This is a genomic window from Massilia sp. 9096 (assembly GCF_000745265.1).
Lineage (GTDB): Bacteria > Pseudomonadota > Gammaproteobacteria > Burkholderiales > Burkholderiaceae_D > Telluria.
The window spans coordinates 3,243,061-3,268,214 of record NZ_JQNN01000001.1; the positions used below are offsets into that span (position 1 = coordinate 3,243,061).

The window sequence follows — 25,154 nt, forward strand, 5'->3', positions numbered from 1 at the left end:
GGCCGTGCTTCACCAAGCCGAGCCGACCGTCCCGCACGGCAACGGTTCGACGCGCGCGGCAATCGGCGTTAATCTCCAAGGGCCTCATCTTCGGGGGATGTCCATGGATCACGTCTTGCAATGGCTGGCCGGCGGACTGCTGCACTGGGGCCCGTGGCGCATCGTCGCCTACACGGCCATCACGACCCACCTCACCATCGTCGCCGTCACGGTCTACCTGCACCGCTGCCAGGCGCACCGCGCGCTCGACCTTCATCCGGCGGTCGCGCACCTGTTCCGCTTCTGGCTGTGGATCTCGACCGGCATGGCGACGCGCGAATGGGTCGCGGTGCACCGCAAGCACCATGCGCGCTGCGAACAGCCGGGCGACCCGCACAGCCCGCAGATCTTCGGCATCCGCAAGGTGCTGCTCGAAGGCGCCGAGCTGTACCGCCTTGAAGCCCGGGACGCACACACGGTCGCGCGCTACGGCCACGGCGCGCCCGACGACTGGCTCGAGGGCCACGTCTACGCCGCCTTGCCTTGGCAGGGCGTCGGGCTGCTGTTGATGCTTGACGTGGCGCTGTTCGGCGCGATCGGCGCGACCGTGTGGGCGGTGCAGATGCTGTGGATTCCGGTGCTGGCGGCGGGCGTGGTCAACGGCCTGGGCCATTTTGCCGGCTACCGCAGCTTCGACGGGCCGAACGCGGCCGCCAACATCCTGCCCTGGGGCCTGCTGATCGGCGGCGAGGAGCTGCACAACAACCACCATACCTTTCCGACCTCGGCCAAGTTGTCGGTGCGCTGGTTCGAGTTCGACGTCGGCTGGCTGTACATCCGCCTGCTGTGCGCCTGCCGCCTCGCGCGCGTGCGCACGCTCCCGCCACGCATGCACGCGCGAGGCGGCGCGGCCTTGCCGCTGGACGCGGGCAGCGTCGCCGCGGTGACGGCCGGCCGCCACTACCTGATGCGCGATTATGGCCGGATGCTGGTGCATGTATTCCGTGACGAGCTGCGCGCCGAACTGCGCCGCGCCGGAGACCGAAGGAGTGGCACCACTGCACGCATGCGGCGCCAGGCCGAGCGCCTGCTGCGGCGCGAGCCGGACAACCTGGCCGCGCACCAGCTGGCCGACTTGCGCCGGCTGCTCGAGCGCTACCAGCCGCTGGCGCGCCTGCAGGCGATGCGCGCGGAACTGCGCGCAGTGTGGGAGTCGACCGCGGCCGGTGAGCAGGAAGCGCTGGCGCTGCTGGCCGGCTGGTGCGAACGCGCCGAGCGTTCGGGGATGGCGCCGCTGCTGACGTTTGCACGCACGCTGCGCGCCTACCGTTGAAGGGGTGAGCTTTACCTGGCCTGGATACGACGACGCCCCTGCGTGAGGGGCGTCGTCGGGTTCACATCACAGCCGGATCAGGCATAGCTGCGCAGGCGCATCGAGAACTCCTTGAGCGACTGGATGCCCGAAGCTTCGGCGCGTGCGCACCAGTCCTGCAGCTGGTGCAGCAGCTGGTCGCGGGTCGAGTGCGAACGCTCCCAGATCGCGCCCAGTTCGACGCGCATCTCGTGCATGGTCTCCAGCGCCTTGCTGTGCTGGAACAGCTGGGTCAGCTGGGCCTGTTGCGGCGCGCCCAGCTTGGCCGGCTCGCGCTGCAGCAGCTTGCGGCTGCTCTTGAGGAAACGCGCTTCCAGCTCGGCCTTGTGTTTCAGGTGCTCGACTTCCTCGCTGAAAGCAGCCTTGACCGACTTGGCGTACTTGGCCATCACGTCGTAGCGGTTGGCGATCACGGCCTGCAGCGTGTCGAAGTCGGCAACCAGCTTGTCCTTGGCCAGCTTCGGCTTCGGGATGGTCTTCTTGACCTTGGCCAGGCCCACCATTTCCATCATGCGGATGTACATCCAGCCGATGTCGAACTCGTACCACTTGCTCGACAGCTTGGCCGAGGTGGCGAAGGTGTGGTGGTTGTTGTGCAGTTCTTCGCCGCCAATGATGATGCCCCACGGGATCAGGTTGGTGGCGGCATCGTTGCAGTCGTAGTTGCGGTAGCCGGTGTAGTGGCCCAGGCCGTTGATGATGCCGGCCGCGGTGATCGGGATCCACAGCATCTGCACGGCCCAGATCGTGATGCCGGCCACGCCGAACAGCATGACGTTCAGCGGCAGCAGGATCGACACGCCAACCCAGCTCCAGCGCGTGTAGAGCTTGTTCTCGATCCAGTCGTTCGGGCAGCCGTGGCCGTATTTGTCGAGCGTTTCCTGGTTCTTGGTCTCGGCGCGGTACAGTTCGGCGCCTTCCAGCAGCACTTTCTTGATGCCGTGGGTCTGCGGGCTGTGCGGGTCTTCGACGGTTTCGCACTTGGCGTGGTGCTTGCGGTGCACCGCAGCCCATTCCTTGGTGACCTGGCCAGTGGTCATCCAGAGCCAGAAGCGGAAGAAATGGCTGACGATCGGGTGCAGATCGAGTGCACGGTGCGCCTGGTGGCGGTGCAAATAGATCGTCACGCCAGCGATCGTGATGTGCGTCACGACGAGCGTGTACGCGACCATTTGCCAGACAGACAGCTCGAACAGGCCGCCATCCAGGAAGGACAAGACGGCATGCAGGGTGTTGCTCAGAAAATTCATTAAGACTCCACTAGGAACTGACATAGGCCATTCTTTCTCTGAAATGGTCTCTACGGAAAGGTATCGTACTCGGCGTACAAAGCAAGGCGCATTTTACGCGCAACCAATGTCGTACGGAACGTATTGGCGCAATCAGGGCGATTCGAGAGGGGAATTCGAGGCCGGCTGCGTGATCTGCGCCACAGCCGCAGTAATATGTGTGTCGAGTACGCGTAAATCAATAGACGGATAGCCAAGTTTGATGGCGCCGGACGCCACCAGTGCATAAATCCGCTTGTTGATGTCGGATGCGACGCCGCCGGTGCCGTTTTCCGGATCGCCGACCCAGAAGCCGAGCTCGAGCTCGTAGCCGTCCGGTCCGAACCGGCTCAGCGCTACGCCCGGGGCCGGTTCGGCCAGCACGCGCGGCGAGGCGGCGGCCTGTTCGGCCAGCAGCGGCATCGCCATGTCGAGGTCGGTGCCATAGGCCAGCGTGACGCGGGTCGAGGCGCGCACCGCGCGGGTGCTGAGCGACTGGTTCTGCACGGCGCTGGAAATCAGCATCTCGTTCGGCAATACCGATTCCACACCGTCCAGGCCTTGCAGCACCGTATAGCGCGTGTTGATCTGAGTCACCTTGCCTGCGTACTTGTCGACCGAGATCATGTCGCCGATCGACAGGCTGCGCTCCAACAAGATGATGAAGCCCGACACGTAATTGCTGGCGATGCGCTGCATGCCCAGGCCCAGGCCGACGCCGAGCGCGCCGCCGAACACCGACAACACGGTCAGGTCGATGCCGACCAGGCTCAGGCTGAACAGCACGCCGCCGACCATCAGCACCGCACGCCCCACCCTTGCCAGCGCGACGCGCAGCGAGCTGTGCAGCGCCTGCACGCCCATCAGGCGCTCTTCCAGCGCGGCGCCGGCCCACAGCGCCAGCATCAGCATCACCGCGATCGAGATCACGCCTTGCAGGATGTCGGCCACGCTGACCACGTCCTTGGCTTTGGGACCGTATTTCAGCTGGTAGCTGTCGAGCGCGTCCCAGATGTCCGGCCACAGACCGGTGATGTACAGCGCCACCGCCCCCCACGCGACCAGCACCAGGATGCGCTCGAAGGTGACGAAGGCCTCGCCCAGCTGGCCGCGCCGGGCGAATACGCGGTGCAGCAGGAAGAACACCGCGCGGATCGCCGCCAGCGACCAGAAAATCGGGATCGCCGCCTTGACGATGTTGACGTGAAAATGATGTTTCAGCAGCAGCGTCTTGGCCACGGTCAGCAAGCCCACGACCAGCATCGGCGCGGCCACGCGTGCGACGCTTTCGACGCCGGCGCGCAAGGGACTGCCTTCCTGGCCATGGCTGCGGCGCCACCAGACCCGCACCAGGTGCACGCTGAGCCAGCCGATCAGCGCGCAGGCCGCGATCGCCCCCACCTGCCACGGCATGCCGGGGCGGCTGAGGTCGTCGAGCAGGTCGTCGATCAGGCTGAACAGCGGCATCGTCCCGGCTTACTCCGAAACGGCGTCGTCGGACTCGACGGCGGCGGTTTTGGACGCGCCCTTATCGGCGCCCTTGCGCTCGAACACGGCGGCAAAGAAACCGTCGGTGCCGTGCTTGTGCGGCAGCATCTTCAAATACTCGCCCATCTCGAGCTCGATGCGCTGCTCAGCCAGCACCTCGCTCATCGGCACCAGCACGAAGTCCGGATGCGTGGCCAGGAATTGCGCGGCGATCGCATCGTTTTCCTCGTCCAGCAGGCTGCAGGTCGCGTAGACCAGGCGGCCGCCGAACTTCACCAAGCGCGAGGCGCCGTCCAGGATCGATGCCTGCTTTTCGGTCAGCTCGGCGACGCCCTCCGCCTGCTGGCGCCATTTCACGTCCGGATTGCGGCGCAGCGTGCCCATGCCCGAGCACGGCGCGTCGACCAGCACGCGGTCGATCTTGCCGGCCAGGCGCTTCACTTTGGCGTCGCGCTCGTGCGCGATGACGACCGGATGCACGTTCGACAGGCCCGAGCGCGCCAGGCGCGGCTTGAGCTTGGTCAGGCGCTTTTCCGAGACGTCGAAGGCGTACAGGCGGCCGGTACTGCGCATGATCGCGCCGATCGCCAGCGTCTTGCCGCCGGCGCCGGCACAGAAGTCGACCACCATCTCGCCGCGGCGCGCGCCGAGCAGCTGGGCCAGCACCTGACTGCCCTCGTCCTGCACTTCGATCGCGCCGCTCTTGAACAGCGGCAGGTTCTGCAGCGCCGGCTTCTTGAAGACGCGCAGGCCGAGCGGCGCGTACGGCGTCGGCTCGGCGGCGATCGGCGCGGTGGCCAGTTCGGCGATCACGTCTTCGCGATTGGCCTTCAGGCTGTTGACGCGCAGGTCGAGCGGCGCCGGCGTGTTCAGCACGGCGGCCAGCTGCAGGGTTTCCTCTTCACCGTATTGAGCGACGAATTTGTCGTACAGCCAGTCCGGCAGGTTGGCGCGCTGCTTCGGCGGCAGCAGCGAACGGTCGATGTCCTGGATGCGCGCCAGGAACGCGGTTTCGTCGTCGGACAAGCCGCCCAGCGCATCGATGCCGACCGCGTCGGCCATGCCCATCAGCACCAGGCGGCGCATGGTCGCGCCGCCGGCGAAATCGGTATAGAACGTCTTGTTGCGCAGGACCGAATAAATGCATTCGGCGATGGCGCCGCGCTCGCGGCCGCCGAGGCGCGGGTGGTCCTTGAAGTAACGCGACAGGGTGACGTCGGCCGGCGACGTAAAACGCAGGATCTCGCGCAATACCTCTTCCGCATTGCCGAGTATCGCGGGTGGCAATCTCATGGTGTTCCTTGATAAATGTTCAGTTTGGTTCGCTGATGCGAACGTTGCCGTCTTCGATGCTGAGCCTGTCTTCGACGAAGAGGCGCACGGCTTGGGGGTAAATCAGGTGTTCCTGGTCCAGCAAGCGCGTCGCCAGGCTGTCCTCGGTGTCGCCGGGGCGCACGTCGATGCGCGCCTGCAACACGGCAGGACCGTGGTCCAGCTCGGCAGTGACGAAATGCACGGTGGCGCCATGCTCGAGCACGCCCGCCGCCAGCGCCTGCCGGTGCGTATGCAGCCCCGGAAACAGCGGCAGCAGCGACGGATGGATGTTCAACATCCGGCCGGCATAATGCTCGACGAATGCGGGCGTCAAAATCCGCATGAAGCCAGCCAGTACGACCAGGTCGGGGGCAAACCCGTCGACGGTTTCCCTCAGCGCGGCGTCAAACTCCTCGCGCGTGGCGAAAGTCTTGCTGGCGACGACGGCGGTCGGGATGCCGTGTGCCTGGGCGAATTCGATGCCGGCGGCGTCCGCTTTGTTACTGATCACGGCGGCGATGCGCGCCGGCCAGGCTTGCGCCTCGCACGCGCGCACGATGGCTTCCATATTGCTGCCACGGCCCGAGATCAGGATCACGATATTTTTCATAAGCGCGCATTGTACCCTGAGGCATGGCATGGCCCCAAGGCAGGATCTGCCATCATCGGGGCTGGCAAGGGCTTATTGAAACGGTTGCGCGCCGACCCAGCCGACCGATTGCGGCGACTGCGGCTCTTCAAAAGAATAAAAGACGCGGAATGGAACTTTCTTTTCGGCCCAGAACTCGGCCGCGTCGCGGAACACGTCGAGCAGGGTTTCGCGCGCTTCCTTATCGAATTTCTGCGTATTCGGCAACTGGTCGAGCACGGCGATGAAACCCGGCTGCGGTCCGGCCTCGGCAATCACTTCGGTGAGGCAGCGACGCAAGGCGTCGAAATTCTTGCTGCACGGGCGCGGGAAATAAAACTGCTCGCCGATGCGGGCGCACACTTGCTGCTTGGTCAAGGCGTTCGTGCACAGGGCATAGAGGAAGTGATGACCCAGGCGCGCCGCTTCCTTCTGCAGCTCCGGAACACGGTAAGCGCGGATGGACTGCACAAGATTCGGCGGTACTCTCATCAACAAACTCATCTTTTCCTCAAGTCACCCAGTCTGTTTGCCTTGCCAGCGCATTGTTGGAAGCGGCAGCTGGTTTGCTTTCTCCTGTATCGTTTCCGCGCGCCAATAAACCCCAAGTCTCGTAAGGGTAACGTTTTGTGGTATGCGAATCAACCTGTATATGGACGAGCCGCTTTAAATTTGTAAAAAATGCCGCGTTCTTTATATGTATGTTGGCTGTTTTTCTACGCTTTTTCCCTCTGAAACACGACAATCGGCCGTTTACCGGCTGTTACAATTTGTTGCCACACGGATTGTTTGATAGTATGGACCCGCGCTAAGATTCAGACGTGGCAAATGCCGTTGAAAAGACAGGCATCTCGAGAAACGATTGCGACCCCATCCAGATGCAAGCCTGAAAGATGCCATCAGCAAAACGAGCGACACCAAAAGAACACGACCAATCGAGGTAGACAATGAACTTCAAAGCCAAACTGATTCTTTCCGCTCTGGGCGTGTGCGCCCTGCCGCTGGCCCAGGCTGGCGATTTCGAAGACTTCGGCCGCGTGGTCCGCGCGCAGCCGCGCGTCGAACAGATCCGTACCCCGCGCCAGGAATGCCGCACCGACTACGTCCAGACCCAGGTCGCACCGCAGCGCAGCCAGGGTGGCGGCGTGGTCGGCGGCATCGCCGGCGCACTGCTGGGCAGCACGGTCGGCAGCGGTAACGGTAAAGTGGCCGCCGCTGCCGCCGGCGCCATCGCCGGCGCTGCGATCGGCAACAACTACGACAATAACCAGAACGCCTACGCCCAGCCGCAGACGCAGGAACAAGCGGTGCAGCGTTGCCGCAACGTCGATGCCGTCGAACAGCGCACCACCGGCTACGACGTGACCTACGATTACCGCGGCCACACCTACACTACCTTCATGAACAGCGATCCGGGCGACCGCATCCGCCTGCACATCTCGGTGGATCCGGTGCAGTACGCCGACCGCGGCGACCGCTACCAGCGTTAATCGGCAGTCCACACCCGGCGCGGGAACGCCCCTTCCCGCGCTGTCAGCATCAGCGCAAGTCGGTTTTCACAAAAATTTACGCGGCCTCACGGGGCGTCGAGCAACCGTAGCGAGCGGCCGCAGTGGCGGTCGAGAAGCGCGGTCGTACGCAAGTACGGCTGGTCCGCCGCGGCGTCGCATCGCAAACCGGCAATGCAACCCGCAGCAGGTTTATCGATGCCCCTCTGCGGTGCTTGCACTGTAGAACCACATAAACGGATAATCGTGGAAGCCCCTTCCAGATCATCCTATGCTCATCAAACGCAAATCCATCGAACAGGCCGAGTCCTCGCGCCGCCCCGCGTCCGCGTCCGCCGCCAAAACCGCATCCAAACCCGCATCGCGCAAACCCAAGTTTGCCCCGGTGACGCTGTCCGAGCAGGACGGCGTGCGCTACCTCCACTTCGGTACCGAATGGGTGCAAGGCGCCATGCGCATCCGCAAGCCGGACTGGCCGGAGCTCGAATATGCGCAGCAGATGATGGCCTGGATGCTGTTCGTCGACGCGCCACGCGCCATCGCCCAGCTCGGCCTGGGTGCTGCTACTTTGACCAAGTTCAGCTATCGCCAGTTTCCTGAGGCGACCGTCACCGCGGTCGAATTGAACCCGTCCGTGATCGCGATCTGCAACTCGATGTTCAAGCTGCCGGCGGAAGATGATCGCTTGCGCGTGCTCGAAATGGACGCGATGGATTTCGTGTTCGACCCAAGCAACATCGAAGCCTTCGACGTCCTGCAATGCGATTTGTACGACGCCACCGCGCGCGGCCCGGTGCTCGATACGCCTGAGTTCTATCAAGCCTGTAATGCCTGCCTGAGCGAAGGCGGCGTGATGACGGTCAATTTGTTCGGCGACCACCCGAGTTATGCCAAGAACATCAAGGCGATGCGCTTTGCCTTCGCGCACGTGATCTGCCTGCCCGAAGTCCACGACGGCAACGTGGTCGCGCTGTGCTTCAAGACCCAGCCCGACCTCGACCCGGAACGCCTGGCCGCGCGCGCCGCGCAAATCGTCGCCGATACCAAGCTGCCGACCAAGTCCTGGGTCAAAGGCATCGCCGCCGCCGCCGCCGCCGCCAAGAAACGCTGACCATGACCCAAGCGCATCCGCCCGCCAGCCAGCCCGCAACACCGTCGGCCCCGACGCCGGCCACGCCCAAGCGGCCGCTGGCCATGGACTTGCAGACGCTGTTCTCGTGGCTGCTGGCCGATGGCATCGTCGAGAAGTCGACCGTCAAGCCGCATTTCGCACAGGCCCAGAGCATCCTCAAGAATGCGGTCGGCGCGATGCATCCGCTGACTGCGATCGCGCAATGCAAGATCGTCTCGGCCAAGGCGCCACACCGCTTGTTGACGCTCGATGTCCTGAGCGAATGGTGCGCCAGCAAGGTCGAGCTGCCCTTCCTGCGCATCGACCCGCTCAAGATCGATTTCACCCGGGTGGCGGACGTGATGTCGGCCAGCTATGCGGCGCGCTTTAACATCCTGCCGGTGGAATTGAAGGGCGACGCGCTGGTCGTGGCCACCGCCGATCCTTTCCGCACCGAATGGCAGGACGAGATCGCGCGCATCTCGCGCCGGCGCATCGAGCTGGTGATCGCCAACCCGCTCGACATTGCGCAATACATCTCGCAATTTTTCAGCCTCGCGAAGTCGATCCGCGACGCCAACAAATCGAGCGGCCAGGATCTGGCGCTGCGCAACAACTTCGAGCAACTGGTCGAGCTGGGCAAGAGCAACAAGCAGCTCGACGCCAATGACCAGCACATCGTCAACATCGTCGACTGGCTGTGGAGCTACGCCTTCGAGCAGCGCGCCTCCGACATTCACCTCGAACCGAAACGCGACGCCGGCGCGATCCGCTTCCGCATCGACGGCGTGCTGCACCAGGTCTACCAGGTGCCGGCCGTGGTGATGATCGCGATGACGGCGCGCATCAAGCTGCTCGGGCGCATGGACGTGATCGAAAAACGGCGCCCGCAGGACGGTCGCATTAAGACGCGCACGCATGCCGGCCAGGAAGTCGAGCTGCGCCTGTCGACCATGCCGACCGCCTTCGGCGAAAAACTCGTGATGCGTATCTTCGACCCCGACGTGGTCGTCAAGACGCTGCCCGAACTCGGCTTTCCGCTTGAGGACGCGCAACGCTGGGATGGGCTCACCAAACGTCCGCACGGCATCGTCCTGGTCACCGGCCCGACCGGCTCGGGCAAGACCACGACGCTCTACACCACCTTGAAGGCGCTCGCCACCAGCGAAGTCAACGTGTGCACGGTCGAAGACCCGATCGAAATGGTGGAGGCGTCCTTCAACCAGATGCAGGTCCAGCCCGGCATCGATTTGTCCTTCGCCGACGGCGTGCGTGCGCTGATGCGGCAAGATCCCGACATCATCATGGTCGGCGAGATCCGCGACCTCGAGACCGCCGAGATGGCGATCCAGGCCGCGCTGACCGGCCACCTGGTGCTGTCGACGCTGCATACCAACGATGCGCCCTCGGCGGTGATGCGCCTGCTGGAACTGGGCGTGCCGTATTACCTGCTCGGCTCGACCTTGATCGGCATCATGGCGCAGCGCCTGGTACGCACGCTGTGCCCGCATTGCAAGTCGGCCGACGGCGAACTCGCCGACGACGTCTGGGACAGCATCGGCGGCGCCCGGGACATCCCGAAGCCGGCGACCGTGTACCGCCCGGTCGGCTGCCCGGAATGCCGCCAGACCGGTTTCCGCGGCCGCACCGGTTTGTACGAATTGCTGACGGTGACGCCGGACTTCGCCCATTTGATCCGGGAAGAAACCGACCTGGCGGCGCTGCGCAAGCAAAGCGCCGGGGATGGCATGAAGCCGCTGCGCATTGCGGGGGCGTACAAGATCATCGAGGGGGTGACGACGGCGGAAGAAGTTCTCAAAGTGACGTCGGCGCACTAGGCGCTGAAGGCGACGGCGCACTGGCGCTGACGTCACCCGCACATTGATTAGCGGAAATCTTCCAGCACCTCTAGCGTAAATCAAAACTCGCCGCTATAATACGTGCCTTCTTCGGGTCGTTAGCTCAGTTGGTAGAGCAGCGGACTTTTAATCCGTTGGTCGCAGGTTCGAGCCCCGCACGGCCTACCAAAGAATTCAGCAGTAGCAAGGAAGGCGTTACGAGTGATCGTGACGCCTTTTTTGTTTTGCGCCTTTCTTCATGCCCGCGTCCCGCGCATGAGCAATTCCTCCATTCAAGAATTTCTTCCCGCGGCGAGGTGCCCTGGATCGGCACGCACGACGCCATCCAAGCGCGGCCTTCGGCACCGACGGCAACAGGGGCACGCAGATGGGCGGGCTGGTCGAGCTGGGATTGCTGTTCTGCTCAGCCCACGACGATATCGCCGTCGACCACCACCCGGTTGCGCCCGCCATCCTTGGCCGCATACAGCGCCTTGTCGGCGGCCTCGATCAACGCCGCGGGCGTGTTCAGGCGCTCGGCGTAGAAAGCGGCCACGCCGATGCTCAGGGTGACCACCGGCCAGTGCGCGTTCGGCGCGTGCGCCAGCGCCAGGCCGGCGACGTGTTCGCGGATCGCGTTGGCGTGCAGCGCGGCCTGCTCGAGCGAAGTGTCGGGCAGGATCGCGGCGAACTCCTCGCCGCCGTAGCGCGCGGCGACGTCGGCCGGGCGCTTCAGTTTGGCGGCCAGCGCCTGGGCGACCGTAATCAGGCAGGTGTCGCCCTGCTGGTGACCGAAATGGTCGTTGTAGGCCTTGAACGAGTCGATGTCGATCAGCAGCAGCGCCAGCGGCCCCTTCACGCGCTGGGCGCGGCGCAGTTCGCGCTCGAGCGCGACGTCGAAATAGCGGCGGTTGGCGATGCCGCTCAAGCCGTCGACGTAGGAACGCGCGCGCATCGCCTCGGCGTGGTCGAGCAGGCGCCGTTCGCGCTCGACGACGCCGCTGACGTCGCGGATCTCGATCAGGCAAAAGCATTCGCCGCCTTCGCGAAAGCCGCTCACCGACACCGCCTGGTCGATGCGTTCGCCGTCCAGGCTGCCGGCCTCGCGCAGCGGAAACGGTGCGCGGTTCTCGGTCTGCGGAACGTTCGTGTGCTGGCCGTCGAGCAGCGCAGCCAGCACGGCCGCTTCGACGCGCGAACCGCGCAGTTCCGGAAACACCTCGAGCAGGCGCCGCTCGCGCACGCGCGCGGCCGAGCGCGCGCAGCGTGGCGTCATCCAGCCGTTCCACACGACGATGCGCTGCTCGGCATCGAGCACGATGATGCCGCTGTTGACCAGGTTCAGGGCGCGTGTGGACAGCTCGGCGGCGATGTCGGAGACAGGCAGTGTCACGATGGGATCCGCAGTTGGAATTAATGTCTGTGAATCAACGAATCATACTGGAATCCAACCCCGCTGCGCAGTTTTTCGACGGCCCTGCCGCCGCAGGCGTTCCCGGTTTGCATATTGGCCCTTGGCCAATCGCCGATGAGCCGCTATAATGCTCGCCGTTGGGTCGTTAGCTCAGTTGGTAGAGCAGCGGACTTTTAATCCGTTGGTCGCAGGTTCGAGCCCCGCACGGCCTACCATAGTTTCAAGCAAAAACGCCAGCCTTCGGGCTGGCGTTTTTGTTTTCCTACCCTGCCCCAGCCGCCCTCAATACATGATCTTGCCCTTGCGCGTGATGATGCTCAGGTCGACGTAATTCGATCCATTGTGATTGCTCGGCGAGAACTGCACCGTGTAGCCGCCCAGGTTGGTCGCCCCCATCGTCTCGAGCGCATGCGTGAAGCCCTTGCGCGTGACGTCGCCCTTCACATGGCGCAGCCCTTCCACGAACACTTTGGCCGCGATGAAACCCTCCAGGCTGGCGTAATCCGGTTCGCGCCCCGGCTTGGCCAGGTACAGCTTGCGGTATTCCTTGACCACGGCGATCTTCTCGTCCCACGGCGACGGCATCACCTGCGAAATCATCACGCCGCTGGCGTCCGGGCCGAGCTCGTCCATCAGCGCCTGGCTGCCGACGAACGACACGTTCCAGAAAAACGGCACGCTGTCGCTGGCCTTGCGCATCGCGCGGATGAAGGCGGCGCTCGATTTATAGGCCGAGATCATGATCACCGCGTGCGGCTTGGCCGCCTTCATCTTGGCGACCGCGGCGGCGACGTCGACGCTGTTGCGCTCGACCGTCGCGGTGACGAACACGTCCTGCTTGCGCTTTTTCAGCGCCTGCGTCACGCCCTCGAGCCCGGCCTTGCCGTAGGCGTCGTCCTGGTACAGCACGGCGATCTGCTTGACCCCGATGGCGTCGAGGTGCTCGACGATCTTTTCGGTTTCGTCGGCGTAGCCATCGCGGATGTTGAAGACGTTGCGGTTGACCGGTTCGCGAAACGTCTGGGCGCCCGTCATCGGCGCGAAGAACGGCACGTCCCCCTTGTCGACCCAGGCCATGGCCGCGTTCGAGGTCGGGGTGCCGACGTAGCCGAACAGCGCGAACACCTTGTCCTTGTCGACCAGCTGGCCTGTGTTGGGGCCGGCGCGCGCCGGGTCGTAGCCGTCGTCGACAGTCTTGAGGACGATCTGGCGGCCGTGCACGCCGCCGTCGGCGTTGACGGCATCGAAGTAAGCCAGCGCGCCGTCGCGCATCGCCGTGCCGAGTGCGGAGGCCGGCCCCGACAGCGCCGCCGACTGGCCGATGACGATGCTTTTGTCGCTGACGCCATTCTCGGCCAGCGCCAGCCCGGCCGCCAGGGCCAGGCTCGCGCCCAGGAACATCTTGGTAAAATGTCTGGATACCATTGTCGACACCTATTGAAGTGGATCAAAGAGCGGGACAATCTTACTCCAATAGAGTTTCCCTGAGACAATACTTAGCGATACTTTACATTTCCTTTCAGCGCAGTGTTGTGCAAATGCGGCGCTCGCCCCGTTCGCCAACCCTGCGCCCACCATGCCCCAGACCATTCTCGCCCCCGTCCACCACGAACTGATCATCAAGAAAAGCCGTTTCATCGCCTGCGTGCAGCCGATGCCGGACCGCGCCGGCGCGCAAAAGGTGGTGGCCGGGCTGCGCGCCGGGCACCCCGGGGCGAACCACGTGTGCTGGGCGCTGCTGGCTGGTGGGCAGTCGGCGGCGGTCGACGATGGCGAGCCGAGCGGCACCGCCGGGCGTCCGATGCTCGACGTGCTGCGCCACCAGGACCTGGAAGGCGTGCTGGCGACCGTGGTGCGCTATTTCGGCGGGGTCAAGCTGGGCGCGGGCGGCCTGGTGCGCGCCTACACCGACAGCGTGGCGCAGGCGCTGCTGGCGGCCGAGAAAGTGGCGATCGTGCGCCAGCGCCACCTGGCCTGCACGGCGCCCTACCCGCTCGAAGGCTTGCTGCGGCGCGAACTGGACGCGGTCGGCGCCACCCTCGACACGGTCGAGCATGCCCACCAGGTCGGCTTCGCCTTCCACCTGCCCGAGAACAAGGCCGATGCGCTGGTCGAACGCCTGAACGAGGCCGGGAACGGCCGCATTGCCTGGCGAAAATCGAGCGAGCCCGACGCTTAAAAGCTGTTAACGCTATCATCCCGTCCTATACCGGACATCACGACTCCAAAGCGGACCGGTCCGATCCGAGTCGCTATAGTGACCGGTCTCCCTCCGCCTTTTCGTGACCCCGCGCGCATGCGTGCACGCAGGGCGGATCCTTTTTTTGCACGCCAGGCGTGCTCTTTCATTACCTCGAAAAAGAACACATGATCAAACGAAGCTTGGCGCCGCTCGCGCTCGGCGGTTTCGGCATCGGCATGACGGAGTTCGTCATGATGGGCATCCTGCCCGACGTCGCCAACGGCCTGCACATTTCGATCCCGCAAGCGGGTTACCTGATTTCCGCCTATGCCTGCGGCGTGGTGGTCGGCGCGCCGACCCTGGTCAGCATGCTCGGCCACAAGCCGCCGCGCAGCGTGCTGATCTGGTTCATGCTGATGTTCCTGGTGTTTAACGGCCTGTCGGCGCTGGCGCCGAATTTCACCAGCCTGCTGCTGCTGCGCTTCCTGGCAGGCTTGCCGCACGGCGCATTTTTTGGCGTCGGCGCCGTGGTCGCCACGCGCCTGGCCGAGAAAGGCAGGGAAGCGGCGGCGCTGGCCTCGATGTTTTCCGGCCTGACGATCGCCAACGTGATCGGCGTGCCGGCCGGCACCTGGCTTGGCCACCACATGAGCTGGCGGATCGTGTTCCTGATCGTCGCCGCGATCGGCCTGGCGACCGTGGTCATGCTGAAAAAGGTCGTGCCCTACATGGCAGGCACCCCGGGCGCCGGCCTGCGTGAGGACTTGAAGATCTTCCGCCGCGCGAGCCTGTGGCTGGCGCTGGGCATCACGTCGATCGGCACCGGCGGCTTCTTCGCCTGGCTGAGCTACATTGCCCCGCTGCTGACCGACGTCACCCAGTTCCACGCCGACATGATCCCGCTGATCATGACCGTGGTCGGGGTCGGCATGACCTTCGGCGTGAACGTCGGCGGCAAGCTGGCCGACCGCGTGCCGCCGCTGCGCGCGATCCTGATCCTGCTGATGTCGATGGTGTGCCTGCTGTGCCTGAATGCCGTGCTGGCCGGTTCGCAGGTGGCGATGATGACGCTGGCGTTCCTGATCGGCGCCAATGCGCTGGCGCTGGGCCCGCCGATCCAGATGCTGCTGATCGAGAATTCGCGCGAAGCCGAGATGCTCGGCTCCTCGCTGGGTCAATCCGGCTTCAATATCGGGAATGCCCTGGGCGCCTTCCTTGGCGGCATTCCGCTGACCCTGGGCTATTCTTACGCGTCGCCGCTGTGGGTGGCTGCCGGCCTGGCGCTGTCGGGCGTGGTGCTGGCCACGGCCATGCTGGCCCACGGCAAGAGGTCGGTCGCGCTGGCCTGACGCGCCTGGCGAGCCGGCGCCGATTTGCGCGGACGCAGCAGGCCGTACGCCAGCGCCACGGCGGCACCCATCAGCGACACACAGCCCGGCGCCATCACTTTGTCGGGCGCCGCCGCGATGGTCGGGAGCGTGACGATCACGGCGGCGGCGCCGACCGAGGCGACCCCGGCCGCAACCACACTGACGACAGCAAGAAGGAAGAGACGTCCAGTCATAGCTTTTTAGAAATTAAAGATTCGATAGAGCAATATTACATCGAATCGATAAATACAAAAACATTTTCATCAAAAATTGCCTTAAATATGTCGTTTTTGATGATACTGAACAATCCGAAACTCCAGATACTGCCGATTAAGGCAGGACCTTACGGGCGCGCAGACGCTCCAGGGCGCCGATCACGGTATCTTCGTTACGCACCGCTTCGGTAAATCCCGCACGACGGATCTTGCCCATGTCCGAGATCATGTCGAACTCGGTATTGAAGATGAAGTCGCCGAACGGCCACGCCACCAGCTTTTCATAGGCCACGTCCTGCAGGCTGTGCCGCGCGGCTAGCGCCTGCCAGGCATCCTTCATCAGCGGCATCTGCGCGGCCAGCTTGAACGGCTGCGGGTCGCCCACTTCCATGCCGAAAGTGGCGGCCACGTCGCGCCAGATGCGCTCCCAGCGGAACGGTTCGCCGACCAGGTTGAAGGCTTCGCCGGCAGCTGCCGGGTCGAGCGCCGCCCACACGCTCGCTCGCGCGAGCCAATCGGCGTCCGTGGTCTGGGCAAAAGCCCCGTTGTAAGTCTTGGGCGAACCCGGGAAGCGCAGCGGCACCCCGGCCTCACGGCTGAGCGCGGCGAACACGCCCATCACCATCACGATGTTCATCGGGTTGCCGACGATGTCGCCGACCACCACGTCCGGGCGCAGGATAGCCCACTCGAACTCGCCGGCGGCACTACGGCGGCGCAGCTCGTCTTCCTGCTCGTAATAGAAATTCGGCGTCAGGTGGCGCGGGTCGTCCTCGTAGAACGGCGCCTTGGCCTGGCCCAGGTGCACGCCATAGACCTTGGCGCCCTGGTACAGCACCACGCGCTGCAGCTTCGCGCCGGCGGCCTTCAAGCCGTCGAGCAGGTTGCGCAGCATGGCGCCGTTGATCGCCACTTCGTCGGCCAGGTCGCGCCCGCCCTTGAGCGCGGCATAGAACAGGTGCGTCGTATCAGAGGCCTGGGACAGCGCGGCCTTGGTGGCGTCGGCATCCAGCAGGTCGGCCTTGATGGCCTCGACGCCCTCGACGAAGGTGCGCGGCAACGCCCTCACCTTCCAGTCGGCGCGGCGATTGAGCTCGCCCACGACGGCGTTGCCGATGATGCCGCTGGCGCCCGCGACCAGCGCCGTATAGTTGTGATTCATCTTCGCTCCTTTGCAGAATGAAGACGCAAGCTTACACAAAGCGCCATATCGCTGGCGGACGCGGGCGGAATATGCGCGGGACGTGTTTACGCCAGCAGCGCCTGCCCCATCGCACCGGCGATCTCGCCTGCCTCGACGATCATGCGATGCAGGCTGGGTTCGTCGACCAGGTAGTCGAGCGCGCTGTCGCTGTGGTGCGGCAGCGGCGCCGGGGCCTGGCCCAGCGGCGATGGGATGCCGGCGTACATGTTGGCCAGCAGCAGGGTGTCGAGCAGCGAGGTGGGCGGCATGTGCAGCCAGCTGTCGCGCAGGTCGAAGATGGCCTCGGCGACGCGCTCCGGCAGGGCCAGCTTGCGCGCCACCTCGCGCGTGACGATGTCTTCGCATTGCTCGGGCCAGGCGTCCGGATCCGCGTCCAGCAGGCCGGGATACTCGTCGGCGCACGACAGCAGGTAGAAGCCGCCGACCTCGTGGACGATGCCGGCAAACATGGCCGTGTCCGGGTTGACGTAGGTGACGCGGCGCGCGAACACCTGGGCCAGCGCAGCCACCTGCACGGTGTGCTCCCACAGCTGGTTGGCCTTGGCGCGCAGCTGCGCGTCCTGGATGCGGGCGCCGAACTGGCGCACCATCAGCGCGGTCGCCAGCAGCTGCAGGTTGCGGTAGCCGATGCGCATGACGGCCGCGCGCGCATTCGCGATCGGCTGGCCGCCGCTGAAGGCCGGGCTGTTGGCCAGCGCCACCGTGCGCGCCGCCAGCTGGGGTTCGCCCAGCACCAGCCGGATCGCATCTTCCAGATGGCAGTCCGGCTCGAGCAGCGCCTGCTGCAGGCGCAATATGGCATTGACGCTGGTGGGAAAACGGATGTCGCCGCGCGCGGCGCGGGCAGCGATGTCTCCGTAGGCTTCGAGTCTGTTCACGGCGGCGATTATACCGCCGCCGCTTTAGCGATTCGACAATTTATATATTTGAAGCAACAACCTGTGGTAGATCAGCAAAAAATACGGCCGGTGTGCGAAAGCATGCACCGGCCGCTTGCGCGGGAACGAAGAACCGGCTTATTTCACCTGGATCGCGCTGCGCACGTTGGCCACGCCATCGACGTTCTTGGCGACCTGCACCGCCTTGTCGGCCTCGTCCTTGTTGTTGACGAAGCCGCTCAGCATCACGACGCCCTTCTCGGTCTCGACGTGGATGCTGAGCGAATCCATCCTGGTCTCCTTGACCAGGCCGGCCTTGACCTTGGCGGTGATCGCGGTGTCGGCGGCGACCACGCGGGCCTTGGGTGCGGCGACCGCGGCGGAATTCTCGGTTTTATCGGCGACGGTTGAAGCAGCCTGTTTGGTTTTCTCGACGGCGGTTTGGGCTACTTCCTTGGTCTTCTCAGCAGCTGTCGCGGCCACGTCCTTCGTTTTCTCGGTGGCGGTCGCGGCAGCGTCGCGGGTCTTTGAAGCGGCAGTCGAGGCGGCGGCGCGGGTGGTGTCGGCGGCGTTGGCGGCCGCATTGGCGGCGCCGTCGCGCAGCGCCGACGGTTTGGTTTCGATCACGCAGCCGGTCTTGGCGTCGCCGCCGGCTTGCGCGCACTTGTCGAGGACGCCGGGGCCGGCGCCGGTCGCACCGGCCATGCTGCCGCCGTTGGCGGTGCTGGCGCTGGCGGCGGCGGCGGCGGTTGCAGTGGCGGCGGCGGGCGCGCGGTCGGCCTTGGCGTCGGCGAGCGCCGCGGTGTGCACCGACTTGGCGTTGTTCAGGCAATTGTCCTTGTCGGCGCCGCTGCTGCCGTCGCACTTGGTCCTGGCGACGTCGTACTCGGCGTTGGCGACGACCGTGCGCATGCTCTGGCGGCCGGCCGGGGTATTGTAGTAACGCGACAGCGCGTTGGTTTCGGCCTGGACGCGCGCCAGCTTGGCCTCGGCCATGCAGACGTTCTTGTCGTTGCCGCTCATGGCCGGACATTTCGTGGCCGCAGCCTGGTAGGCCGCATCGGCTTTTTGCTTGATGTTGTTGTAGGTGGCCGCGTCGTGATTCAATGCCGCGGTCGGCGCCGCGGCAAAACTGGCGCCAGCCGCCGTTGCGAGTAATGTCGCAATCAGCGTTTTCATGGTCTGTGTCCCTTTGTCAGGTTTGTTTTGATATGCAGATTTAACGCCCGGACTCAGGCAAACTCTGTGCGCCAACGAACACTTGTCGAAAAAACCATAAAACTTTGACGGTGGCATTGGTCACTCATCCGTAACGAGGCCCTGGCGCCACAGCGGCAGCGCGTCTTCGAACGGCCGCTCGGCCTTGCCGAAGCCGGCGCCATCGCGCGCCAGCCGGACCCAGACGCGGGTGTCGTGGCCGTTGCGCGCAACCGGCTGGTCGCGCCTGACCTTTTCCAGCCAGGCGTAGATGCGGCCATAGTCTTGGGGATGGCGCCAGCGCGTCCAGGCCAGCGCCACCAGGTCGGCGTAGCCTTCCTCGCGCCGGGTCTGGCGCATGGCCCTGGACATGGCCAGCACGGCGGGATCGGCCGCGCGCTCTTCCCCGACTTCGACGAAGCCGGCCGGCAGCGCATGCCAGACGCCCTGGGCGTAACGCCAGCAATGGCCGATCTCGTGGGCCGCCATCGCCTCGATCAGTTCGCCCTGGGCATCCGGATCGACACCGGACAGGACGCTTTCGGCTTGCGGATTGCCGCGCAGCGACAGCACCAGCTTGCAGCGGCCGCCATCGAAGCCCATCGCCATCGGCACGTCGTTGGGACCGGTGCGAGGTTGCGCGATGATGTCGATCGGCAGCCGCAAGCTGCGCGCATACTCGAGGACGGGAGCAGCGGCGCCGATCCAGCGCCACTCCAGCGCGGTCAGCTCGGCGCTGCGAGCCGCCTGGGATAGCGCGCACAGGGCGGCAAGGGCAAAGAGGGATTTGAACATGAAGGGGTTCCCCGATGGATATCTGAAGTGCCTTTCGGCAATTCTATCCCTGGAAAAACCCCTGGAAACGGACTGCGGCAGCGATATTTCGCTGCCTGTCCAGAACGGCAAACTTGGCAGGAAGGCAGCGCTGGGGCTGCCGAGCCTGCGTTCAGAAGGTCTCGAACTCGGTCTCGTCCACGGCCGCCATCGCGCGCGCCGGGGCACGCTGGGTGCGCGGGGTGCTCTGCGCCAGGGCCTTGCGCGGCGCCGGGGCGCGGGCTGGCACGCCGGCCCTGGCCTTGACCGGGGCGCGTGCCGGCGCGGCGGCGCCTTCCAGCTTGAAGATACTGACCAGGCGCGCCAGGTTTTCCGCTTCTTCCTGCAGCGCGGCGGCGGAAGAGCCGGCCTGGCCGACGAGCGCGGCGTTCTGCTGGGTCGCCTCGTCCATCTGGCCGATCGCGCGATTGACCTGCTCGATGCCGGCGCTCTGCTCCTGGCTGGCCAGGCTGATCTCGGCCATGATGTCGGTCACGCGTTTGACGCTGGTGACGATCTCCTGCATCGTGCTGCCGGCCTCGTCGACCAGCTTGGCGCCATCGTCGACTTTCGCCACCGAGTCGCCGATCAGCGCCTTGATTTCCTTGGCGGCGCCGGCCGAGCGCTGCGCCAGGTTGCGCACTTCGCTCGCCACCACCGCAAAGCCGCGGCCCTGCTCGCCGGCGCGGGCGGCTTCCACCGCCGCGTTCAGCGCCAGGATGTTGGTCTGGAAGGCGATCCCGTCGATCACGCCGATGATCTCGGCGATCTGCTTGGACGAATCGTTGATCGACGCCATGGTCTGCACCACCTGCGCCACCACCGCGCCGCCGCGCTGGGCCACTTGCGAGGCCGACTCGGCCAGCTGGTTGGCCTGGCGCGCATTGTCGGCGTTCTGCTTGACCGTGCCGGTCAGCTCTTCCATCGACGAGGCGGTCTCTTCCAGCGTGCCGGCCTGGCGCTCGCTGCGCTCGGCCAGGTCGTGGTTGCCGGCCGTGATCTCGGTCGAGGCCTGGGCGATGGTCAGCGTGCCGTTGCGCACCTGGCCGACGATGTTGACCAGGCTGTCGCGCATGCCCTTCATCGCGAACAGCAGGCTGTCGCGGTCGTTGGCGGCGGTCTGGATCGGGACCGACAGGTCGCCGGCGGCGATGGCGCCGGCGATGCGCACCGCATAGTCGGGCTGGCCGCCGAGCTGGCGCAACAGGCCGCGGCTGATATAAAAGGCCGCCCCGAGGCCGGCCGCGGCGGCGACCGCCAGCAGCGCCAGCATCCAGGCAAAGAACGTGCCGGACAGCTTGCGCGCGTTGGCGGCGGCTTCGTTGTTGAGTTTTTCTTCCAGGTCGATCAGCGCGTTGACGCTGGCCAGCCAATCGACGAAGGCCGGCGCGGCCTGCGTGGCGACCAGCTCGGCCGCTTCCGGCACCTTGTCGGCCTGGCGCAGCTCGATCAGCTTGGCGATCAGCGGCTGGGTGCGCTGCTCGACTTCCTTGATGCGCGCCAGGTCCTGCTTTTCTTCGCTCGAAACACTGGCGCCTGCAGCAAAGAGCGCGTCCAGCGGTCCCGCGGATTTCTGGTAGTTCTCGTCGAGCTTGTGGATCAGGTCGATCTTCGGCTTGGCGGCGTCGACGCTGGTGGCCAGCACCACGTCGCGAACCGCGATCGCGCGGTCGTGGACGCTGCCGCGGAAATTAATCGCGTAGCGTTGTTTGACGCTGTTGACGTCGTTGATACGTGTGAGGATTTCGTCGATCTGACCGACGCGGTGAATGGCCAAGCCCGCCAGTACGGTCATGAGGCCCAGCACGCCGCCAAAGCCAAAGGCCAGGCGCTTGCCAATGGTGAGTCCAGAAGTGGTCATTGTGTTAGCCGAGGAAGAAAATTCCGGAGTGAGCGATCCGGGCGCGTTGCCCTCTGTAAATTTCCTTAAGGCAACTAAATCGACTATATCACACAATTCCACACGGCAATTTGAGCTTACTTGCTGCGACGGCTTGCATCTACGAAGATTCCGTCAGAACAGTCTTACAGCCCAAGTATTTATCGCCCTCGAGCGATCTCAGCGCAAAATATTCTTTTGCGCTCTACGGACAACGCTGAATAAAGCATTAAATTTGACGATATTGAGTGCAGAGTGCCGCATCTGCTGGGATTGAGTAGGACTTGTTGTACAGACACATCAATTTTCCACCGCTGCCGACGACGCCGTCGTGGTCGTGTACTTCATCAGCAATCCTTTCGGGCCCACCGCCCAGCCGCTGTCCGGCCCGGCAAAGCCGACGGTATTCAGTGGCGTGCGGCCGATCACGGTCCAGGTCTTGCCGCCGTCGCGCGTGAGCCCCGAGCCGGCCAGGCCGGCGGCCACCAGGACCCCGCGCGTGCCCGGCACTGTGGCCACCACCGACAGGTAGCCGGCCGGCTGCACCGGCAGCGCGCGCCAGGTGGCGCCGCCGTCGTCGGTGCCGGCGCCGTTCACGCCGGCCAGGTGCCGGTTCTGGTAGTCGCCGCCGACCGCGATGCCGGTTTTCGCGTCGAGGAAGGCGACCGAGAACACACCCTTGGCGGCGGCGCCGGCCGGGATCGGGGTGCCCGCGGCGCGCCAGCTGCGGCCATGGTCGCTCGAGTGGAACACGCGCGATTCGCTCGCGCCGCCGGTGGCGATCCAGGCATCGTCGGCGCCCGCCACCGCCAGGCAGGTGCCGCTGGCCGCGAACGCGCCCTCGTGCTCGAGCGCATCCAGGCCGCTGGTCGCCTGCGCGCGCCAGCTGCGGCCGCCATCGGCTGTCAGGTAGACCTGGAAACGGCCCTTGACCGGGTCGCCGAACAGGATGCCGTGCTGCTTGTCCCAGAACGCCATCGCATCCCAGAAGCCGTCCGGGTCAGCGTTGGTGGCTTGCAGCTGCCAATGGGCGCCGCCGTCGTCGGTGCGGTAGATGCGCGAGGCGGCGCCGGGGCCGGCGCCCATCGCCACCGCACTGTCGGCATCGAAAGCCTGGATGTCGCGCAGGTCGATCCCGTCGGCGTCCGGCACCTGCAGCGCCTGCCAGTGGGCGCCGTCGACGGTGCGCAGCACGGTGCCGTGGGCGCCGCTGGCCCAGGCAACCTTGGCGCTGACCACGGACAGGCCGCGCAGCTCGGCCGTGGTGCCGCTCGGGACGGCTTGCCAGGATTGGGCGGCGGCGGCGCCGCAAGTCAGGAAGGTGGCGAGGAACAGCGGGAGCGAACGTGAAGGCATGGGCGGCGGCAGATCGAAGTGGTGGTTGACGATATTACACCGCTTGCGCCACTCTGCAATAATCTGGCACCCATCGACGACACGAGGACCCGAATGACCACCCTAGAAACCCGCCCGCCGCTGCCGCCCTTCACCCGCGACAGCGCGATCCAGAAAGTCCGCCTGGCCGAAGACGGCTGGAACGCGCGCGACCCGCAGCGCGTGAGCCTGGCCTACACAGCCGACAGCCGCTGGCGCAACCGCGCCGAATTCGTCGAAGGGCGAGAGCAGATCGTCCAGTTCCTGGCGCGCAAATGGGCCAAGGAACTCGACTACCGCCTGATCAAGGAACTCTGGGCTTTCGAGGGCAACCGCATCGCCGTGCGCTACGCCTACGAATGGCACGACGATTCCGGCAACTGGTTCCGCTCCTACGGCAACGAGAACTGGGAATTCGACGAGAACGGCCTGATGGCGCGCCGCTTCGCCTGCATCAACGACTTGCCGATCAAGCCGGAAGAGCGGAAATTCCACTGGCCGCTGGGACGGCGGCCGGACGATCATCCGGGGCTGAGCGAACTGGGGTTGTAAAAAAAGGCCGGCGCACAGGCCGGCCTTCTCATCAGCAGCGGAAACGGCTTACTTGCCGTCCGCCTGCGCCACCGCTTCCGGCGCGCCCTGGCTCCAGCCGCCGCCGAGCGCGCGCGCGACTTCGACCGCGGCCAGCAGGCGCTGGGTGCGGATCTGCGCGGCGGCGCGGTCGGCCGCCAGCGTGCTGCGCTGGGCGTCGGTGACGTCCAGGTAGGTCGACAGGCCGCGGTCGTAGCGGGCCTGCGCCACCAGCAGCGCGCGCGCGGCGGCTTGCTGGGCCTGGGCCTGCACGTCGCCCTGCTGCTGGCGCTGCTGCACGTCGGTCAGCGCATCCTCGACTTCGCGCAGCGCGGTCAAGAGGCGCTGCTCGTGGTTGGCGACCGCCTCGTCGTAGCGCGCCTGGGCCAGCTTCAGGTTGGCCTTGTTGCGGCCGGCGTCGAACACCGGCAGCGACAGCGCCAGCGGGCCGATCGAGAACTCGCGCGAGCTCGCCTTGGCCAGTTGGCTCAGCTGCTGCGACGCGAAGCCGTAGTTGGCGGTCAGCGACACGTCCGGATAGAACGCGGCCTGGGCCACGCCGATCTGGGCGTTGGAGGCGCGCAGCTGGGCCACGCTGGCCGCCAGGTCCGGGCGCTGGCCCAGCAGGCTGGCCGGCAGGCCGACCGGGATGCTCGGCGGCTGCGGCAGCGCGACGTCTTGCGCCGGGGCCACCAGCGGCGCGCTCGGCGAGGCGCCGATCAGGGCCGCCAGGCCGTGCTCGAGCGTGTCGCGCTCGCGCTGGGCTTCATGCAGGTCGGCTTCGGCGTTGGCGCGCTCGATGCGGGTGCGCGACACGTCCAGCTCGTTCGACAGGCCGGCGTTGAAGCGCGCCTCGATCAGCCCTTCGGACTCCTTGCGCGTTCCCAGCGCGTTGCGCAGGATGGCGATCTCGGTGTCCAGGCCGCGCAGCTGCCAGTAGGCGGTGGCCACCTGGCTGGACAGCATCAGCAGCACGCCGTCGCGGTCGTCCTGGGCCGCCAGCGCCTGGGCGTCGGCGGCTTCGACCACGCGGCGCACGCGGCCCCACAGGTCGAGCTCCCACGAGAAGCCGGCGCCGACTTCGTAGTTCATGCCATGCAGCGACTGGTGGCCGAACAGGATGCCCTCGGTGCTGTTCTGCGAGGTGCGCTGGTTCGACACGCCGGCGTTCACGTTCAGCGACGGCAGCTCGTTGGCGCGCGTCACGCCCAGCTGGGCCTGCGCCTGCACCAGGCGCTGCGCGGCGGCGCGCACGTTCGGGTTGCCGGTCATGGCGCGGGTCTCGAGCTGGTCGAGGGTGGCGTCGCCGAACACGCTCCACCAGTTGGCCGGCAGGCGCGCTTGTTCCGACACCTGGGCCACCGGCGCCGGCGGCGTGCTCTGGCCGGGTTCGGCCGGCGACTGGGTCGCGCCGCGCCAGGCGGACGCCAGGTCGATCCCTTTGGGCATCGTGAAATTGGGGCCGACGGTGCCGCAGGCGCTCAGCATCGCGGCCACGGCCGCCGCTGCGGCGGTGCGAAGGACAGGCTTGAAATTCATTGTTTTCATTGGT

Annotated in this window: 22 protein-coding genes and 2 tRNA genes; 9 read left to right on the forward strand and 15 right to left on the reverse strand. The window is 65.6% G+C overall.

Annotated elements, in window-relative coordinates:
- Positions 1-97 precede the first annotated feature (97 nt).
- The gene (locus FA90_RS13925) at positions 98-1,312 is read left to right on the forward strand and encodes a fatty acid desaturase (RefSeq protein WP_036169650.1); all 1,215 of its coding nucleotides are present in this window, start codon (positions 98-100) and stop codon (positions 1,310-1,312) included.
- 77 nt (positions 1,313-1,389) lie between these two features.
- On the opposite strand, the gene FA90_RS13930 is transcribed toward FA90_RS13925, so the two are convergent.
- The 5 genes from FA90_RS13930 to FA90_RS13950 form a co-directional block, all read right to left on the reverse strand.
- A complete protein-coding gene (locus FA90_RS13930) occupies positions 1,390-2,601 on the reverse strand; it encodes a fatty acid desaturase (RefSeq protein ID WP_036169652.1) in 1,212 nt (403 codons plus the stop codon).
- A 132-nt stretch (positions 2,602-2,733) separates the two neighbouring features.
- Positions 2,734-4,086, reverse strand: a complete 1,353-nt coding sequence (locus tag FA90_RS13935) for a mechanosensitive ion channel family protein (protein WP_036169654.1) — start codon at positions 4,084-4,086, stop codon at positions 2,734-2,736.
- Positions 4,087-4,095: 9 nt separating this feature from the next.
- Positions 4,096-5,400 carry an RsmB/NOP family class I SAM-dependent RNA methyltransferase gene (locus tag FA90_RS13940; RefSeq protein WP_036169656.1) on the reverse strand — a complete coding sequence of 435 codons (1,305 nt, stop codon included), beginning with the start codon at positions 5,398-5,400 and terminating at the stop codon, positions 4,096-4,098.
- A 19-nt stretch (positions 5,401-5,419) separates the two neighbouring features.
- Complete coding sequence (purN, locus tag FA90_RS13945; protein ID WP_036169657.1) at positions 5,420-6,031, reverse strand: phosphoribosylglycinamide formyltransferase; 612 nt, start codon at positions 6,029-6,031, stop codon at positions 5,420-5,422.
- Between the two features lie 72 nt (positions 6,032-6,103).
- Positions 6,104-6,553: a barstar family protein gene (locus tag FA90_RS13950; RefSeq protein WP_051971784.1), complete on the reverse strand. Its 450-nt coding sequence runs from the start codon at positions 6,551-6,553 to the stop codon at positions 6,104-6,106.
- A 443-nt stretch (positions 6,554-6,996) separates the two neighbouring features.
- On the opposite strand from FA90_RS13950, the gene FA90_RS13955 reads away from it, so the two are divergent.
- The 4 genes from FA90_RS13955 to FA90_RS13970 all read left to right on the forward strand — a co-directional run bounded on the left by FA90_RS13955 (position 6,997) and on the right by FA90_RS13970 (position 10,695).
- Positions 6,997-7,539 (forward strand): glycine zipper 2TM domain-containing protein, encoded by a 543-nt coding sequence (locus FA90_RS13955; protein WP_036169659.1) that lies wholly within the window; start codon positions 6,997-6,999, stop codon positions 7,537-7,539.
- 289 nt (positions 7,540-7,828) lie between these two features.
- Complete coding sequence (locus FA90_RS13960; RefSeq protein WP_036169661.1) at positions 7,829-8,668, forward strand: spermidine synthase; 840 nt, start codon at positions 7,829-7,831, stop codon at positions 8,666-8,668.
- Between the two features lie 83 nt (positions 8,669-8,751).
- Positions 8,752-10,506: a GspE/PulE family protein gene (locus FA90_RS13965; protein ID WP_036175681.1), complete on the forward strand. Its 1,755-nt coding sequence runs from the start codon at positions 8,752-8,754 to the stop codon at positions 10,504-10,506.
- Positions 10,507-10,619: 113 nt separating this feature from the next.
- Positions 10,620-10,695 (forward strand) — tRNA-Lys (locus FA90_RS13970).
- Between the two features lie 235 nt (positions 10,696-10,930).
- Here the strand turns inward: FA90_RS13970 and FA90_RS13975 are convergent.
- On the reverse strand, positions 10,931-11,899 hold the full coding sequence (locus FA90_RS13975; RefSeq protein ID WP_036169663.1) for a diguanylate cyclase: 969 nt from the start codon (positions 11,897-11,899) through the stop codon (positions 10,931-10,933).
- A gap of 160 nt (positions 11,900-12,059) precedes the next feature.
- Between FA90_RS13975 and FA90_RS13980 the strand changes: the two genes are divergently transcribed.
- A tRNA-Lys gene (locus FA90_RS13980) sits at positions 12,060-12,135 on the forward strand.
- A gap of 67 nt (positions 12,136-12,202) precedes the next feature.
- On the opposite strand, the gene FA90_RS13985 is transcribed toward FA90_RS13980, so the two are convergent.
- Positions 12,203-13,345 (reverse strand): ABC transporter substrate-binding protein, encoded by a 1,143-nt coding sequence (locus tag FA90_RS13985; RefSeq protein ID WP_036169665.1) that lies wholly within the window; start codon positions 13,343-13,345, stop codon positions 12,203-12,205.
- Positions 13,346-13,496: 151 nt separating this feature from the next.
- On the opposite strand from FA90_RS13985, the gene FA90_RS13990 reads away from it, so the two are divergent.
- Together FA90_RS13990 and FA90_RS13995 are read left to right on the forward strand one after the other, a co-directional pair.
- Positions 13,497-14,099 (forward strand): YigZ family protein, encoded by a 603-nt coding sequence (locus FA90_RS13990; RefSeq protein ID WP_036169667.1) that lies wholly within the window; start codon positions 13,497-13,499, stop codon positions 14,097-14,099.
- Between the two features lie 188 nt (positions 14,100-14,287).
- A complete protein-coding gene (locus FA90_RS13995) occupies positions 14,288-15,451 on the forward strand; it encodes an MFS transporter (RefSeq protein ID WP_036169668.1) in 1,164 nt (387 codons plus the stop codon).
- Here FA90_RS13995 and FA90_RS26495 read toward each other — a convergent pair.
- The 7 genes from FA90_RS26495 to FA90_RS14025 form a co-directional block, all read right to left on the reverse strand.
- Positions 15,349-15,666 carry a hypothetical protein gene (locus FA90_RS26495; protein WP_156116706.1) on the reverse strand — a complete coding sequence of 106 codons (318 nt, stop codon included), beginning with the start codon at positions 15,664-15,666 and terminating at the stop codon, positions 15,349-15,351. The genes FA90_RS13995 and FA90_RS26495 overlap by 103 nt on opposite strands.
- Positions 15,667-15,802: 136 nt before the next feature.
- Positions 15,803-16,849: an SDR family oxidoreductase gene (locus FA90_RS14000; RefSeq protein ID WP_036169670.1), complete on the reverse strand. Its 1,047-nt coding sequence runs from the start codon at positions 16,847-16,849 to the stop codon at positions 15,803-15,805.
- Positions 16,850-16,935: 86 nt separating this feature from the next.
- Entirely contained in the window at positions 16,936-17,769 is an 834-nt protein-coding gene (locus FA90_RS14005) for an HDOD domain-containing protein (RefSeq protein WP_036169671.1), read from the reverse strand.
- Positions 17,770-17,907: 138 nt separating this feature from the next.
- The gene (locus FA90_RS25040) at positions 17,908-18,948 is read right to left on the reverse strand and encodes a BON domain-containing protein (protein ID WP_051971786.1); all 1,041 of its coding nucleotides are present in this window, start codon (positions 18,946-18,948) and stop codon (positions 17,908-17,910) included.
- Positions 18,949-19,068: 120 nt separating this feature from the next.
- The gene (locus tag FA90_RS14015) at positions 19,069-19,761 is read right to left on the reverse strand and encodes a hypothetical protein (protein ID WP_036169672.1); all 693 of its coding nucleotides are present in this window, start codon (positions 19,759-19,761) and stop codon (positions 19,069-19,071) included.
- A 151-nt stretch (positions 19,762-19,912) separates the two neighbouring features.
- Complete coding sequence (locus tag FA90_RS27525) at positions 19,913-21,640, reverse strand: methyl-accepting chemotaxis protein (RefSeq protein ID WP_036169673.1); 1,728 nt, start codon at positions 21,638-21,640, stop codon at positions 19,913-19,915.
- Between the two features lie 318 nt (positions 21,641-21,958).
- Complete coding sequence (locus FA90_RS14025) at positions 21,959-23,014, reverse strand: hypothetical protein (protein ID WP_051971787.1); 1,056 nt, start codon at positions 23,012-23,014, stop codon at positions 21,959-21,961.
- Positions 23,015-23,107: 93 nt separating this feature from the next.
- On the opposite strand from FA90_RS14025, the gene FA90_RS14030 reads away from it, so the two are divergent.
- A complete protein-coding gene (locus FA90_RS14030) occupies positions 23,108-23,584 on the forward strand; it encodes a nuclear transport factor 2 family protein (protein ID WP_036169676.1) in 477 nt (158 codons plus the stop codon).
- Positions 23,585-23,632: 48 nt separating this feature from the next.
- On the opposite strand, the gene FA90_RS14035 is transcribed toward FA90_RS14030, so the two are convergent.
- Positions 23,633-25,150 carry an efflux transporter outer membrane subunit gene (locus FA90_RS14035; protein WP_307171561.1) on the reverse strand — a complete coding sequence of 506 codons (1,518 nt, stop codon included), beginning with the start codon at positions 25,148-25,150 and terminating at the stop codon, positions 23,633-23,635.
- Positions 25,151-25,154: the final 4 nt, after the last annotated feature.